The following is a 13411-nucleotide window of genomic DNA, read 5'->3' as shown; positions in this document are numbered from 1 at the left end:
CAACGTATGGATTGGTAGACCAGTGAAGTCAACGAACACACCCAGTGCGCCAGGCGCGCACGACGTTGCCGTCATCGGTGCTGGCTTCAGCGGCATCGCGGCAGCGACCGAGCTCATCAGACAAGGCGTAGACGACTTCGTCATCTTCGAGCGGTCGGAAGACATCGGCGGCACATGGATGGTCAATCGCTATCCGGGTGCCGAGGTCGATCTCGAGTCGCACATCTACTCGTTCTCGTTCGAGCCTCACGACTGGACGCGCACGCATGCCGACTGGCGCGGCTTCTGGCCTACCTGCAGGGCGTCGCCAAGAAGTGGAAGCTCTACCAGCGCACCCGGCTGAGCACCAAGGTGGAGTCCGTCACCTGGTCGGACGACACCCAGACCTACACGATCGTCACCGGTGACGGCGAGGTGTGGGGGCCGTTCAAGGCGGTCATCTCGGCCGTGGGCTTCCTCAACACGCCTCTGATCCCTCCCTTCGCCAGAGGGGAGACAGTGTTCGAGGGCGACCTCTGTCACACATCGACCTGGCGGGACGAGCTGACGCTTCGCGGCAAGAAGGTCGGAGTCCTCGGGACCGGGTCGTCGGCGGTGCAGGTCGTCACGGAGGCGGAGAAGCAGGGTGAGTCGGTCAAGGTCTTCCAGATCGAGCCGAACTGGATCCTGCCGAAGGACGCACGAGACTTCACGCCGTCGGAGCGTCGATGGAACGGCTTTCGTCCGGTCTACTACTTCCGCCGCTACCGGCTGTATCTCAACTACGACGTGCGACAGTGGCGGGCCAGCCACGCGCGCACCGGCGGGTGGGTCAACCGCAAGCGTCAGAAGCGGGTGGAGGCGTTCCTCGACGCGTCGATGGCGTCGCGCCCGGATCTCAAGGCGCTCTTGACTCCCGAGTTCTCGGTCGAGGCGCGCCGGACGGTGGTCAGCGACACCTACTATCCAAGCTTGCTGAGCGAGAAGGTCACCCTCGTGCCGCATGCGGTGGCTGATGTGACGGCCAGCGGCGTGGTCGACGCGATGGGGGTCAAGCACGATCTGGACATGATCGTCCTGGCGACGGGCTTCGATGCCGCCAACTTCATCAGTACCTTCACGGTCAGGGGCGAGAACGGCGCCGACCTGCGCGAGCAGTGGACGGATGGAGCCGAAGCGCTGTACGGGCTGATGACACCGAACTTCCCGAACTTCTTCATGATGTTCGGCCCCAACACCAGTGGACTGCCTCTCGTGACGTACTACGAGGCGCAGGCCAAGTTCTCCGCGCAGCCGATCAAGAAGATCGTCAAGGGTCGAGCCCGCCAGGTCAGCGCCCGGCGTTCGATGCACGATCTGTACAACCGTCGGCTGCAGGCGCGCCTGGCCAAGACAGTGTGGACCGAGGTCCCGAGCGACTTCCACGCGGACAGCGGAAAGATCATCAGTCAATGGGCGTTCAGCCCGACCGCCTACCTGCTCGGGGGTTAAGCTGGCCCGTCGTTTCGGCGTGAAGGTCGACTGAGATGGTTGACATGAGCGGGAAGGTCATCGTGGTGACTGGCGCGGCCGGCGCGATCGGCCGCGCCACGGTCGACGTGCTCGCGCGAGAAGGCGCTGTAGTCGTCGCAGTGGACATCGCCCCTGCGGAGGATCTTTCCGTGGATCTATTCGTGACGTGCGACTTGACTGACGAGCAGCAGGTCATCGGCCTGTACAGCGACGTGATGGACAGGTTTGGACGGATCGACGGCCTGTTCAACAATGCAGGCGTCGCCCTCGGCGACGACGGTTCATTTCTCGACGTGGAGTGCGAGGTGTTCATGCGGACCTTGCGCATCAACGTCGAGAGCGTGCTGCTGTGCTGCAAGCATGGAATCCCGCACGTGGTTGCCAGCGGTGGAGGGTCCGTCGTGAACACCTCGTCTCTCGTGGCATCGATCGGGTCGGCGGTGTCACAGATCGGCTACACCGCCTCGAAGGGTGCAGTGCTCGCCATGTCGCGCGAGCTCGCCGTCGAGCTCGCTCGCATGGGCGTTCGCGTGAACTCCCTCAGCCCTGGCCCGGTGGAGTCGCCGCTGCTCGACACGCTCTTCACCGGAGAGGAGGTCGCACGCCGGATGGTCCACGTCCCGACCGGCCGCTTCTCCCGTGCCAACGAGATCGCCGAGGCAGCGGTGTTCCTTCTTAGCGACGCCTCGTCCAACATCACCGGCACAGACCTGAAGGTTGACGGCGGCATCACAGCTGCCTATGTGACTCCCGAGAGCTGAATCGGTCGCGGGCCTTCGGCAGGTCCGGGCCTCGCCGAGGAGCGACCCCGCCGTTAGCGCGGCGGGGTCGCTCCAACGTCTGTCCAGGCATGTGCGGGGATCTTTGAGACGTCCTTGTAGATCGACCACGTGCATACTGCCTTGCCGGGATGGTCGGAGCTGGCTCGAACCGGTGGTTCGATGACCCGCAGGGGGATTCCGATCCTCTCGATCGGTGCCCGCTGCTGCAGCTGGCAGCAGTGAACGCAGTACAGGCACACGCCCTTGGTCTGCCACGCCCAGTCGTGCTCATCTGATGTGAACTCGTCGGGGTCGCGGTCCGCGGCTTCTGCGCCTGGATACGTACGACCGCCTGACCCGCAGGGGGCGAACTGCAGGACCCACCGGTTTTCGTCCTCGCTGATGGAGAATCGTCCATCGCGGTCTGGCCCGCTCAGGTGCCCGCGGACCGCTTCGAAGATGTCCATGCCGAGCTGGTCCAGAGAATCCGGCCATGGGCGTGTCTCGGGATCGTACTTGGCAGCGATCCCGTCGTAGTAGTGGCTCAGCATGGCGTCCCACAGGTCGCCGACGCTCGCCTCGCCGAGGTGCTGTGATGCGAGCGCGAGCAGGCCGGCCAGACAGTCGGTGGCCGGGTCGTGGGCGGCGAGCCAGGTGGTCCGCGCCGACTCGAGCACTCCGGCAGCAGCCGTCACCGATCGTGTCCTCGCCGCGGTCTCGAACCCTTCGACGAGGCTGAGATAGCTGGTCCAGCCGGCTTCGAGCTGCTGCTTTGTCACAGCGGCCGCACGGCGAGTCGGGTCGAGCGCCTGGGGCGGAACACCTCGATCAGCGAGCAGATCGGGTAGCTGCACCAGCCACAGTGCATACAGGTCGAAGGCCTCCTGGGCTTCCTGAACCGTCAAGGACGCGAGGGCGACTGCGTCATCGAGTCGCCCCGCGCGAAGAGAGTCGAGTGCCAGGACGTACGACGAGCGGCCCTGGCCGAGCCAAGGATCGGACCGCACGTCGTGTCCGAGTGAGTCGTGGAACCGGGTCGGCTCGTCCGCCACGATCAGGCTCGTTCGAAGAAGCGACGCTTCTCCCAGTCCGTGACGGTTTCGGTGAGAAAGGCATCTTGCTCGGCTCGTCCCAGGGCGAGAAGGTGCCGGTGGACCTCATCGCCGAGCCCGTCGCGCAGGGCGGCGCTGTGCTCAAACTGGCCGATCGCGGTCTGCAAGGAGGTTGCCAGGCGCGGCGCCTCCGTGCTGGCGTACATGTCCCCCGGTTTCCAGGCGAGGCATCGAGAGCCCCGCTTCGATGCCGGTGGCACCAGCAGCCGCCATGGCGCCCAGCGCCACGTACGGATTGGCGTCCGCGCCGGGGACCCGGTTCTCGACCCGCCTGGTAAGCCCGGAGCCGACAAGACGTAGCGCGCAGGTGCGGTTCTCGTCTCCTACCGCGATGACGGTGGGCGCGAAGGAGTGCGGCATGAATCGGCGGTAGGAGTTGACGCTGGGTGCGAACAGCAAGGTGGCCTCCGCCATGGAGGCTGGCCAGACCTGCGACATAGCCGCCGAACTGATCGCCATCCCCGATCGGTGTCGTACCCGTGAGATCCCACGAGCGTGTGGATGTGGCACGAGCTGCCGTCACCGTCGATGGCCCACTTGGCCATGAACGAGGCAGACATACCCATGCGGGCCGCGATGCTCTTGACGCCGAACTTGAAGAGGAAATGACGGTCTGCCATCTCTAGGGCGTCGGTGTGGGCCAAGTTGATCTCCTGCTGACCGAAGCCGTACTCCTGCGAGTATCCCTCGGTCTGAACCCCGGCCAGATCCATCTGCCGAATCACTTCGTCGACGAACGGCTCGGCCTTGATCGCTGCAATCGCGTCATAGGCTGCATGGTGACGAGTTGACGCGGTGAGTCCTTGGTGCCCCGCGTCCCAGGCGGCTTCGTACGACTCGTCGAACAGGTAGAACTCCAGCTCTGTGGCGGCCTGGATCGTCACTCCGAGCGACTCAAGGCGTTGAAGCTGGGACTTGAGGATCTGTCGGGGGGCGTAGGGGAGTGGAGATCCGTCGACCAGCGTGGGATCGCAGATGACGACTGGCGTGCGAGGTAGCCAGGGAAGTCGGCGGATCGTGGTCATGTCGGGGACGAGCGGCACATCGGCCGCGCCGGGAGCCATGCCGCCGACGTGCTCGAGGTCGTGGCGGTAGTTCTGCTCGATGTCGAGCCCCACAACATCAGCGGGACCTTGAAGGCGCCGATCTTGCTGTGATCGTGCAGGAAACGGCTAGTCGGAACGCGTTCGGCGAGGCATCGACCGTGGTTGTCGGGCGTGATGAGGATGATCGCGTCAACATGTCCTGCGTCGACCTCGCGGCGGAGCTGATCCAACGACAGGGGGCCGAAGCTCATCTGGTCGAGCGCCGGTGCAACGGCTGTGCCTTCGAATGACGCGCGAGTGATGGTCATGGATGCTCCTAGGGGGTGGGCCTGATCTTGTGGTCCAGTAAGTAGACCTAAACCGTAGGTTGCCCAGATCACACTGTCAACACGCAAGCCGGCTCGAGACGGGATTAACCTGCCCGCGATGTCGGGGGCTATTGACACAATGGCCTAAAGGTCGGAAGATCAAGCCATTCAAGGACGAGTGGTCGGACGGCGGGACACCAGCTTCGGATCTCGGCGCTTCCCTCCTCACTCGTGATTGCTCGGGCAGTCATCACGCAGGGCACTCATCGACTCCGTCCAGGAGCGGGACCAAGGAGAATCCATGTCTACAACCAGAGATCCACAGGCGGATGCGGGCGCCCATGGCACCGATGCGCTTCATCGCGGGCTCGGCGTCGGTTCGATCGTCTTCATGGTGGTTGCCGCAGTTGCGCCGCTAGGGGCTGCCTGTGCCGTCATCCCGCTCGTCTTCGCGCTGGGCGGCAACGCCGCCGCACCGTTGTACTTCATCGGGGCGGCCGTCGTCCTGTCCGTCTTCGCAGTCGGATTCACTTTGATGAGCCGGCACGTGCAGAATGCGGGCGCGTTCTACTCGTATGTCCAGGCTGGCCTCGGAAAGGTGCCCGGCGCTGGCACAGCTTCCCTCGCGCTGGCGTCCTACGTGATCTTGCTCATCGCTCTCTACGCACTGCTTGGTGTCTCGGCTTCTGCTGCCTTGGACCAGTATCTCGGACTCGACGTGGCTGGTGGGCATCGGCGTTCGCCTTCCTCGTGGTCATTTCCCTCCTGGGGTACCGGGACATCGAGGTCAGCGCGAAAGTTCTTGGTGTGGCCTTGGTGCTGGAAGGTCTCGTCGTCCTCGTGGTCAACTTCGCCATCATCTTCCAGGGCGGCGACGCAGGCATCTCTGCAGAGCCTCTTAATCCGGCGAACGTATTTGACGGTGCTCCGGGTCTGGGGCTGATGTTCGCCTTCTTCGCCTTCGTCGGCTTCGAGGCCACTGCTGTCTTCCGGAGCGAGGCGAAGGACCCCGAGCGCACGATCCCCAGGGCCACCTACATCGCCATCGCGCTCATCGGCGGTCTGTACGCGTTCACGTCGTTTGCGATGGCCAACGGTCTCGGGGTCGGGCAGGCCGCCGAGCTGGCGGGTGCCGATCCGTCCAACACCATGCAAGGCCTCGCCAGTCGTTATGCCGGCACGTTGGTCGAAGATGCGGTAATCCTGCTCCTGGTCACGAGTCTGTTTGCGTGCTGCCTCTCGTTCCACAACGTCATCACCAGATATCAGTACAACCTTGCAAGAGGCCGGGTGTTTCCTGCCTTCCTTGCCGAGACGCATGCGGTGCACCGCGCGCCATCGCGCTCGTCCGTCGTGGTGACTGTCGGTTCCGCACTGATCCTCGGGCGCTCACGATCGCCGGGCTCGACCCGATCCTGGAGATCTACACGTGGCTCTCCGGCGCGGCCACGCTCGGTCTCATGCTGCTCATGCTGCTCACGAGCGTGGCAGTCGTCGCCTTCCACCAGCGCGGCCGAGGAGATGATCCGGTGTGGAACTCGGTAGTGGCGCCGATTCTGTCGTTCGTGGCGCTCGCGTTCGTCGTCTACATGATGCTCGACAACCTCGATCTGCTCGTCGGGGGCAGGGCCGCTGCGAACTGGGTGTGCATCGGGCTGGTCGCGGCGTTCGCGGGAGGTGCAGTCGTCGCGGCCGTCGCGCGGGCGACCTCCCCGGCCACCTATGCCGAGATCCTCGAGGACTGAAGCTGTCGTTTCGCGTCATGGAGTGCGGACGGGCCCGGGCGAGTGCGCCCGGGCCCGTCCGCCATCGCAGAATTCCCAGGAGCAGTCGTGAATGAACACTTCGATCGACCCGTCATCGGTATCACCTACTCTGCCAGCGAACTGATCCAGTTCGTGCTGTGGAGACACTTCTTCCATGCCTTCGTGGCGGCGGGCGCCACCCCGGTGCTGATCGACTGCGCCGTCGATCAGCCGGGCATCGACTCATTCGTGGGGCGCCTCGACGGACTCGTCATCAGCGGTGGAGGTGACGTCGATCCTGTGCTGTACGGAGCGGATCGAGGGGACTCCGTCGTCCGTGGTGTCAACCCGGTTCGTGACGCAAACGAGCGGCGGGCTCTCGACGCTGCGCTCGAGCGGGGTATGCCGATCCTTGCCATCTGTCGTGGTCTCCAGCCGTCAACGTCGCGTTGGGCGGAACGTTGCACCTCGACCTTGCGCGGGAGCGGCCGACAGGAGTGGTTCATCGGGAGTCCGAGGAGGCTCTCTCCCGGCCGCTGCACGAGGTGGAGGTGCGCGCCGGATCGCTGTTGTCGAGGTGGATCGGTGTCCACGGGGTCGTCCCTGTCAACAGTGAGCACCACCAGGGGATCTCGGTACTGGCCCCTGCGCTGACCCCCGTCGCCTTCTCGTCGGACGGCTTGGTGGAGGGAGCGGAGTCGATCGAGCACAATATCGTCGGTGTGCAGTGGCATCCAGAGATACTGTGGCCGCACGAGCCGTGTTCGGCCGCGTTGCTGCAGGGCTTCGTCGCGGACTGCCAAGCTCGGATGCCAGCTGGGAGGCTCTCGGAGTGAGCCCGAGTCAGGTGCCGAAGCGAGAACAGGGACCAGTGAGTCGACCTCGCCAGCTCCTCTATGGCTGCCACCGCACCGATCGAGTTGCCGAGATCGTCCAGTGGCGGACTCCAGGCGCAGATGGTGCCGACACTCGGCAGCACAGCCAGCACGCCGCCGCCGATACCGCTCTTGGCTGGTAGGCCGATCCGGTGGGCGATGTCGCCTGCCGCCGAGTACATGCCGGCCGTGAGCATCACGGCGTTGATGCGTCGGACGTTGGTTGCGTCGATGCCGATCCGGCAACGCGGGTCGACCAACAGGCGCACGGCGCGGGCGACCGTGAGCGACGAAGCGGCTAGCGCGCACTGACGGTGATAGGTCGCCAGGACGTCCTCGACTGGATTCTGCAGTCGGCGATGATCGGCGAGCAGGTGCGCGATGGCGCGATTGCGGTGGTCGGCCAGTGACTCGGACGCGGCGACCTCAGTGTCGACGACTACCTCGGTGTCGGAGACCTCTGCGATGAGTCCGGACACAGCGCTGTCGGCCGAGCCTGTCAGGGTCAGAAGTCGGTCGGAGACGATCAAGGCTCCGGCGTTGACGAATGGATTGCGTGGACGTCCGTCGTGGCGTTCCAGGTCGGTCAGGGAGTTGTAGCCGAGATCGCTCATGTCCCAGCCGACGTGCTCCCACGCCTGCGGGTCAAGGCGCAGGAGGGCGCACAGCGCAAAGAGTTTGGTGATGCTCTGCAGAGAGAAGGGGGTATCGGCGTCGCCAGCGCTGACCTCGATTCCGTCGATCGTCGTCAGCGCGATTCCGAACTGTTCCGTGTCGACCTCGGACAGCCGGGGGATCTTGGTGGTGACCCGCCCCGATGGCGAGACGGTGCGACCGACTAGTGCGGCGGACTCGACGAGGGGGCGAAGGGCTCGCTCCCTCGTCTCTCGCGGATGGGGGATCCTGCAGAGACGCCAGGGCAGGAGGCAATGAGGTGTTGACGGCGGATCCTTTCGCCAGCGCGCGCGAGTAATGGCTCATTTTGTAGTCCATAGATCGTCTCACATTCACCAATAGAAACAAAGGCTCATTTAATAGTCCTTAGGTTACGATGAGCCTATGTCTACTTTCACGAACCGACGGATGTTGTTGACCCGCCGACCGACCTGGACCGCCACGATGGACGATTTCACGCCGGAGGACGTGCCGACGCTCCCGCCCGGGCCGGGGCAGATCCTGGTACGTGTGGTCTGGCTGGCCTTTGATCCGGCCATGAGGGGCTGGATGAATGACGGACCTTCCTATGCGCCGCCCGTCCCGTTGGGCGGCGTCATGCGCGGGCACGGAGTGGGGCAGGTCGTCGAGGCCGGAGAGGGCGGATTTCCTGTCGGCACCTTGGTCGCTGGAAACTTCGGCTGGCAGGAGTACGTGTTGGCGCAGGCGGAGTGGAGCTCCTCGGTGCGGCTGGACCACATCGGTGACGAGTGCGTCGGTGTGCCTAGAGCCACGAGGATCCCCGACGGGATCCGCCGACTGCGATGCTCGGAGTGCTCGGGACCACTGGCCTGACTGCCTACTTCGGCATGCTCGATCTGGGTCGGCCCCGGCCGGGCGACGTCGTGCTCGTCTCGGGGGCGGCGGGGGCAACCGGCTCGGTGGCCGGGCAGCTCGCCAGGCTTGCGGGTGCGCGAGTCATCGGGACCGCGGGCGGCCCGGAGAAGGCGAGGTGGCTGACGGAAGTCGCGGGCTTCGACGAGGCAATCGACTACCGTCGAGAGGACGTCGAGACAAGGATTGCCGACTTGGCGCCAGGTGGTGTCGACGTCTTCTACGACAATGTGGCCGGCCCCATGCTCCAGGCTGGGATCGCGAACATCGCGCAGCGCGGCACCGTGGTGTTGTGCGGGGGAGTCTCCAGCGGGTACTCCGACGAAGCAACCCCTGTTGGTCCCACCAATCTGTCCACCATCACGGTGCGCAGCTGCCAGGTCAAGGGGTTCATCGTCACCGACTACGTCGACCAGTTCGACGAAGCAGCACAGCGATTGGCCGCCTGGGTACGGTCCGGTGAGCTGGTCTCGGTCGACGATGTCCAACGAGGTGGCGTCGAGGATGCCGTCGACACCATGAATCGGCTGTTCGACGGCAAGAATCTCGGCAAGCAGCTGCTGCAGATCGCGGAGCTCGAGGTCTAGGCGCGACGTGTGGGCGGCCGCCACGCCTCTGTCTCACGCCGAGGCGCGGCGGCCGTCGTCAACGCGTTCGAGTCCGAATCGTTCGGCGAGGACTGCGGCTTCGGTGCGGTTGCTGGCCCCGGCTTGCGAAGGACGTGCTCGACGTGTGTGGTGACAGTTCGCGGCGAGAGCACCAAGGTGTGGGCAATCTCGGCATTTGACAGTCCGTCCCGCAGCATCGCAAGCACCTCGGTCTCGCGAGCGCTGGCTTGGCCAGCTCGAACCTGCCCATCGTCGCGGCCCACTCGGCGAGGAGTGGTTGTACCGCTTCCACAAGGTTCTTGGTCTCGGTGTCGACGGTGTCGAAGCGAGTGCTGATGTGAAGCACGCCGACGGGGAGGCCGGAGGACGCCGCGAGGACGAGTGACATCCCGTTGTTGTAGCCGGCCGGCTGGTAGACCGTCGTGGCCTCGAAGCTCCCGCGAAAGTGGGGTATGTCCTCCCAGCAGTGGATGATGCCGGGGCGTCCAAGGATCTGCCGGACTCCTGGCTGCCCCTTGACGTACCGGCTCGAGGAGTGGTGCTGAAAGGTCTCTGGTGCGTAGTTGGCATTGAGCATCGGGAAGTGTGTGCCGTCGACGGGGGAGATGCCCATGAGGCCGACGGCGTCTGCCTGCGAGCGAAGCAGGATGATCTCGGCCAGGTGTCGGCACCGGACGGAGGTGCGCGTCTCGGAAGCGACGGTCAACGTGTCGTGTTCTGAAAGGTGATCCACGTCACCCAATCTATAGGACTAATGTTTCTACCGTAAATCGATCTGGTCATCTTCTTGAGCATCGGCTCCTGGGTCGAGATACGTATTCCGACCGATAGGCGCGTCGGCTCGGCGTTCTTAGACTCGGCGACCACGGGCGAACCCGCGAGACGGCTCGCAGGTCGACCGATCAGGAAGGACACGTGATGAGAAACATCGACCTGCACGGCAAGCGGGCAGTTGTCGTGGGCGGTGCCACTGGCATCGGGCGGGCCTCGGCCTACGCGTTGGCGCAGGCAGGTGCCGACGTCGTCACGGTGTCCCGGCGCGAGCACACAGCAGCGTTCGCTGGCCCCGCAGATGTCTCGGCGCGGATCACTCACCGCGCGCTCGACATCTCTCGGCATGACGACACCGTGCGGTTGTTCGACGAGATCATTGCCGGTGGGGGGTTCGACATTGCCGTGCTCAGTGCGGCTGTCATCGAGCCAGCGTCGGCGGAGGACAGCGATGAGGCGCACTGGCGCCGACACATGGACGTCAACGTCGACGGAATCTTCTACTGCGCACGCGAGTCCATCCGGCACATGGCCAGCGAAGGACGGACTGGCAAGGTCGTCATCGTCGGCTCTGTCTCGGGCATGGTCGGCAACCCCGGGTTCGCTGCCTACTGTGCGTCGAAGGGGCTGTGGATCAATCTGACCCGCCAGCTTGCCCTCGACAACGCGGCCCGCGGGATCAACGTCAATTCCGTCCTGCCGGGGTTCACCGACACGGAGCTGACGCAGATCTACGACGCCGAGACCAAGGCCGCGATCGCTGCTGCGGTCCCCGCCCGGGTGTGGGCCAGTCCGGAGCAGATCGCGGACGCCGTCCTGTTCTTGTCCTCACCGCTCGCCGACTACGTCCACGGAGTCAACCTGCCGGTCGACGGTGGGTATCTCGCGGCCGGACCCGTCTGACCATCACCACATCACGAGACCAGGAGAACTCATGGCATCGCTACCTGTCCGGGCCTACACCGATCGCTTCTCGTACGAGCGGGGCGGGCGTCTCAGTCTTCACGTCGACGCCGTCGGCCCGATCGACGTTCGCCTCATCCGGATGCGCAGCTCCAGCGCGACGGACACGACGCTCGACGACGACGTGGCGTGGGAGGCAGCGGGGTCGTACCAAGTCGCGCCCCAGGCCACCTGTGTTGGCTCGTTCCTGCACGGGCTCCCAGGGATAGATGCTCCGTCCGCCACCACAAGCCTGTCGTTCGGGGCGTTTGTCTGGTCAGGCGACATGGCGGCGTCCCCGGTTCAGACGCTCGTGTCCGCCGGAGGTCTCGCACTACAGCTGCACGACGGCAGGCCGGTCCTCGAGAGCGGCGAGACCCTGGTGACCGGACAGCGGCTCGTCGGTCACGAATGGCACCTGGTGGTGGCGCAGATCGACCGAACCGAGGCGAGCGTGACAGCGGTGCCGTTGTCCGAGCTGCGCGGCATTCATACGCACAGCCGGAAAGCTGTCAGCGAGCGCGAGATCGATCTCACTGGCCCGGTCACTGTTGGAGCCAGAGGAGTAACGCGTGTAGAGACCGACGGCGGCTGCGCGAGAGGAACGGCCGAGCAGCACTTCACCGGCAAGATAGAGCGGCCATTCGTGCTGGCCTCCGCCTTGGACGACCGCCAGGTCCAGGCCATCGCGCGCGGGACGCTCGACCTTGCTGATCTACCGCTGGTCGCGGGATGGGACCTGGCCTTCCGTCATGGTGGCGACCCGACCGCTGCCATCCCCCTCGCGCCAGGACAGCCTGTCGGACGCCTGGTGAACGGCCCGTCCCGTGGAGTGACCGGCCGATTGTTCACGGGCCGGGTGCTGGAGTTCAACGCGGCTCCCGACGAGTACGCGGCCGCGCACTTCCACTCCACCGACCTCGTGGACGCAGGGTGGCAGCAAACAGTGCAAGCAACCCTGCCGGACGATCTCGAGAGCGGCGTCTACGGCATTGTCGTCGAGAGCGGGAGCGGATCGGACACAGTGCCGATCACGGTCGTGCCGCGCGTCGGCGACGAGCGGCACAAGGTCGCTGTCGTCCTGCCAACGTTCACCTATCTGGCCTATGCGAACGAGGCCCTGTTCAGCGGTCTCGATGCCAGCGCCATGACCGATCAGGACGTCTCGATCTCGGCGGAGGACCTGGCTCATGTCGGCGATACCTCGTTCGGGCTGTCGATGTACGACCACCACACCGACGGCAGTGGGGTCATGCTGTCGGCGGGACGGCGCCACATCGTCAACATGCGACGCGGCTACCGCATGTGGCTGCTCAACGCCGGACGGGCGTTCTCGGCGGACATGTACCTCATCGAATGGTGTGCCAGACGGGGCATCGACGTCGATGTCATCACCGATCAGGAGCTTCATGCCAGAGGGGCGGCGTACATCGCGGACTACTCGGCGGTCATCTCGGGATCGCATCCGGAGTACACCTCCGAGGAGATGTTGGACGCCTTGACCGAGTATCGCGACAACGGTGGGGGGCTCATGTATCTGGGCGGCAACGGGTGGTACTGGGTCACCGGCGTACTGAGTGACGATCCGCTTGTCGTCGAGATCAGACGCGGTATGGCAGGCGTGCGGTGTTGGGAGTCCTATCCCGGGGAGGTCTCACTCATGTCGACCGGTCTGCCGGGCGGGCTGTGGCGTCATCGTGGACGTGCGCCCCAGGCGCTCGCAGGTGTCGGCTTCGCGGCACAAGGATGGGGCAGGTCGGAGCCGTACGACCGTCTCGAGGTGGCGTCAGCCCCAGAGCACGCCTGGATCTTCGACAAGGTCGACGAAGATCCGATCGGCGCGTACGGGGCGGTCATGGGTGGCGCCGCTGGTGACGAGGTCGACCGGGTCGACCGGGCACTCGGCACCCCGCACCATGCGGCAGTGCTGGCGACATCGAGCGGGCGGCACTCCAACTTCTACCAGCGTGTGGTCGAGGAGATCGCGATGAACCTGCCCGATCACGGCGGAGGGCAGCAAGACCCCGAGGTGCGTGCGGACATCGTGTACTTCACGACGCCGGGCGGCGGAGAAGTGTTCTCGACCGGATCGATCGCCTGGTCGGGCTCGTTGCTGCACGACGACACTCGCAACGGTGTGTCACAGATGACGGAGAACGTCGTGAGGGCGTTCGTCGCGCGACGCGACAGCTGATCGCGCCCGA

16 protein-coding genes and 2 pseudogenes are annotated in these 13411 nt (G+C 65.1%); 11 read left to right on the top strand and 7 right to left on the bottom strand.

Annotation, left to right across the window (positions count from 1 at the left end; translation table 11 throughout):
- Nucleotides 1-22: 22 nt before the first annotated feature.
- The 3 genes from ACHMWU_RS21705 to ACHMWU_RS21695 are packed head-to-tail and all read left to right on the top strand — an operon-like array spanning nucleotide 23 to nucleotide 2252.
- A complete protein-coding gene (locus ACHMWU_RS21705; RefSeq protein ID WP_396047149.1) occupies nucleotides 23-343 on the top strand; it encodes an FAD-dependent oxidoreductase in 321 nt (106 codons plus the stop codon).
- Complete coding sequence (locus ACHMWU_RS21700; RefSeq protein WP_396049161.1) at nucleotides 253-1470, top strand: flavin-containing monooxygenase; 1218 nt, start codon at nucleotides 253-255, stop codon at nucleotides 1468-1470. The genes ACHMWU_RS21705 and ACHMWU_RS21700 overlap by 91 nt, the downstream gene beginning before the upstream one ends.
- 44 nt (nucleotides 1471-1514) lie before the next feature.
- The gene (locus ACHMWU_RS21695; RefSeq protein WP_396047147.1) at nucleotides 1515-2252 is read left to right on the top strand and encodes an SDR family oxidoreductase; all 738 of its coding nucleotides are present in this window, start codon (nucleotides 1515-1517) and stop codon (nucleotides 2250-2252) included.
- Nucleotides 2253-2305: 53 nt separating this feature from the next.
- Here the strand turns inward: ACHMWU_RS21695 and ACHMWU_RS21690 are convergent, their stop codons facing one another.
- The 5 genes from ACHMWU_RS21690 to ACHMWU_RS21670 are packed head-to-tail and all read right to left on the bottom strand — an operon-like array spanning nucleotide 2306 to nucleotide 4718.
- The gene (locus ACHMWU_RS21690; RefSeq protein ID WP_396047145.1) at nucleotides 2306-3304 is read right to left on the bottom strand and encodes a hypothetical protein; all 999 of its coding nucleotides are present in this window, start codon (nucleotides 3302-3304) and stop codon (nucleotides 2306-2308) included.
- Nucleotides 3305-3306: 2 nt separating this feature from the next.
- Nucleotides 3307-3471 carry a hypothetical protein gene (locus ACHMWU_RS21685; RefSeq protein ID WP_396047143.1) on the bottom strand — a complete coding sequence of 55 codons (165 nt, stop codon included), beginning with the start codon at nucleotides 3469-3471 and terminating at the stop codon, nucleotides 3307-3309.
- Nucleotides 3446-3724 carry a hypothetical protein gene (locus ACHMWU_RS21680; RefSeq protein WP_396047141.1) on the bottom strand — a complete coding sequence of 93 codons (279 nt, stop codon included), beginning with the start codon at nucleotides 3722-3724 and terminating at the stop codon, nucleotides 3446-3448. Before ACHMWU_RS21680 ends, ACHMWU_RS21685 begins: the two co-directional genes overlap by 26 nt.
- Nucleotides 3688-4482, bottom strand: a complete 795-nt coding sequence (locus ACHMWU_RS21675) for a hypothetical protein (RefSeq protein WP_396047139.1) — start codon at nucleotides 4480-4482, stop codon at nucleotides 3688-3690. Before ACHMWU_RS21675 ends, ACHMWU_RS21680 begins: the two co-directional genes overlap by 37 nt.
- On the bottom strand, nucleotides 4386-4718 hold the full coding sequence (locus ACHMWU_RS21670) for a hypothetical protein (protein ID WP_396047137.1): 333 nt from the start codon (nucleotides 4716-4718) through the stop codon (nucleotides 4386-4388). Before ACHMWU_RS21670 ends, ACHMWU_RS21675 begins: the two co-directional genes overlap by 97 nt.
- Nucleotides 4719-4949: 231 nt before the next feature.
- On the opposite strand from ACHMWU_RS21670, the gene ACHMWU_RS21665 reads away from it, so the two are divergent.
- The 4 genes and pseudogenes from ACHMWU_RS21665 to ACHMWU_RS21650 all read left to right on the top strand — a co-directional run bounded on the left by ACHMWU_RS21665 (nucleotide 4950) and on the right by ACHMWU_RS21650 (nucleotide 7299).
- A complete protein-coding gene (locus ACHMWU_RS21665) occupies nucleotides 4950-6263 on the top strand; it encodes an APC family permease (protein WP_396047135.1) in 1314 nt (437 codons plus the stop codon).
- Nucleotides 6263-6463, top strand: coding sequence for a hypothetical protein (locus ACHMWU_RS21660; protein ID WP_396047133.1), 201 nt, complete (start codon nucleotides 6263-6265; stop codon nucleotides 6461-6463). The genes ACHMWU_RS21665 and ACHMWU_RS21660 overlap by 1 nt, the downstream gene beginning before the upstream one ends.
- A 42-nt stretch (nucleotides 6464-6505) precedes the next feature.
- Nucleotides 6506-6886, top strand: a pseudogene (locus ACHMWU_RS21655) (gamma-glutamyl-gamma-aminobutyrate hydrolase family protein); the annotation flags it as partial.
- Nucleotides 6887-6960: 74 nt separating this feature from the next.
- A complete protein-coding gene (locus ACHMWU_RS21650) occupies nucleotides 6961-7299 on the top strand; it encodes a gamma-glutamyl-gamma-aminobutyrate hydrolase family protein (protein ID WP_396047131.1) in 339 nt (112 codons plus the stop codon).
- Between the two features lie 35 nt (nucleotides 7300-7334).
- Here the strand turns inward: ACHMWU_RS21650 and glsA are convergent.
- Nucleotides 7335-8240, bottom strand: a pseudogene (gene glsA, locus ACHMWU_RS21645) (glutaminase A); the annotation flags it as partial.
- A gap of 157 nt (nucleotides 8241-8397) precedes the next feature.
- Here glsA and ACHMWU_RS21640 point away from each other — a divergent pair.
- Entirely contained in the window at nucleotides 8398-8847 is a 450-nt protein-coding gene (locus tag ACHMWU_RS21640; protein WP_396047129.1) for a hypothetical protein, read from the top strand.
- Nucleotides 8817-9473 carry a zinc-binding dehydrogenase gene (locus tag ACHMWU_RS21635; protein WP_396047127.1) on the top strand — a complete coding sequence of 219 codons (657 nt, stop codon included), beginning with the start codon at nucleotides 8817-8819 and terminating at the stop codon, nucleotides 9471-9473. Before ACHMWU_RS21640 ends, ACHMWU_RS21635 begins: the two co-directional genes overlap by 31 nt.
- Here ACHMWU_RS21635 and ACHMWU_RS21630 read toward each other — a convergent pair.
- Nucleotides 9470-9691: a LuxR C-terminal-related transcriptional regulator gene (locus ACHMWU_RS21630; RefSeq protein ID WP_396047125.1), complete on the bottom strand. Its 222-nt coding sequence runs from the start codon at nucleotides 9689-9691 to the stop codon at nucleotides 9470-9472. The genes ACHMWU_RS21635 and ACHMWU_RS21630 overlap by 4 nt on opposite strands.
- A gap of 721 nt (nucleotides 9692-10412) precedes the next feature.
- Between ACHMWU_RS21630 and ACHMWU_RS21625 the strand changes: the two genes are divergently transcribed.
- Together ACHMWU_RS21625 and ACHMWU_RS21620 are read left to right on the top strand one after the other, a co-directional pair.
- A complete protein-coding gene (locus tag ACHMWU_RS21625) occupies nucleotides 10413-11168 on the top strand; it encodes an SDR family NAD(P)-dependent oxidoreductase (RefSeq protein WP_396047123.1) in 756 nt (251 codons plus the stop codon).
- 31 nt (nucleotides 11169-11199) lie between these two features.
- Nucleotides 11200-13401, top strand: coding sequence for a N,N-dimethylformamidase beta subunit family domain-containing protein (locus ACHMWU_RS21620; protein ID WP_396047121.1), 2202 nt, complete (start codon nucleotides 11200-11202; stop codon nucleotides 13399-13401).
- The last annotated feature ends 10 nt before the right edge of the window (nucleotides 13402-13411 follow it).

The organism is Aeromicrobium sp. UC242_57 (genome assembly GCF_044452305.1).
Classification (GTDB): Bacteria; Actinomycetota; Actinomycetes; order Propionibacteriales; family Nocardioidaceae; genus Aeromicrobium.
Note: the sequence above shows the minus strand (reverse complement) of the source record. Positions and strands in the feature narration are given on the sequence as shown.

Bases quoted from the DNA above. Each gene is read 5' to 3' on its own strand.
- ACHMWU_RS21640 (WP_396047129.1), top strand. From the start codon at position 8,398: ATGTCTACTTTCACGAACCGACGGATGTTGTTGACCCGCCGACCGACC.
- ACHMWU_RS21625 (WP_396047123.1), top strand. From the start codon at position 10,413: ATGAGAAACATCGACCTGCACGGCAAGCGGGCAGTTGTCGTGGGCGGT.
- ACHMWU_RS21680 (WP_396047141.1), bottom strand. From the start codon at position 3,724: ATGCCGCACTCCTTCGCGCCCACCGTCATCGCGGTAGGAGACGAGAAC.
- ACHMWU_RS21670 (WP_396047137.1), bottom strand. From the start codon at position 4,718: ATGACCATCACTCGCGCGTCATTCGAAGGCACAGCCGTTGCACCGGCG.
- ACHMWU_RS21620 (WP_396047121.1), top strand. From the start codon at position 11,200: ATGGCATCGCTACCTGTCCGGGCCTACACCGATCGCTTCTCGTACGAG.
- ACHMWU_RS21630 (WP_396047125.1), bottom strand. From the start codon at position 9,691: ATGCTGCGGGACGGACTGTCAAATGCCGAGATTGCCCACACCTTGGTG.
- ACHMWU_RS21635 (WP_396047127.1), top strand. From the start codon at position 8,817: ATGCTCGGAGTGCTCGGGACCACTGGCCTGACTGCCTACTTCGGCATG.
- ACHMWU_RS21695 (WP_396047147.1), top strand. From the start codon at position 1,515: ATGAGCGGGAAGGTCATCGTGGTGACTGGCGCGGCCGGCGCGATCGGC.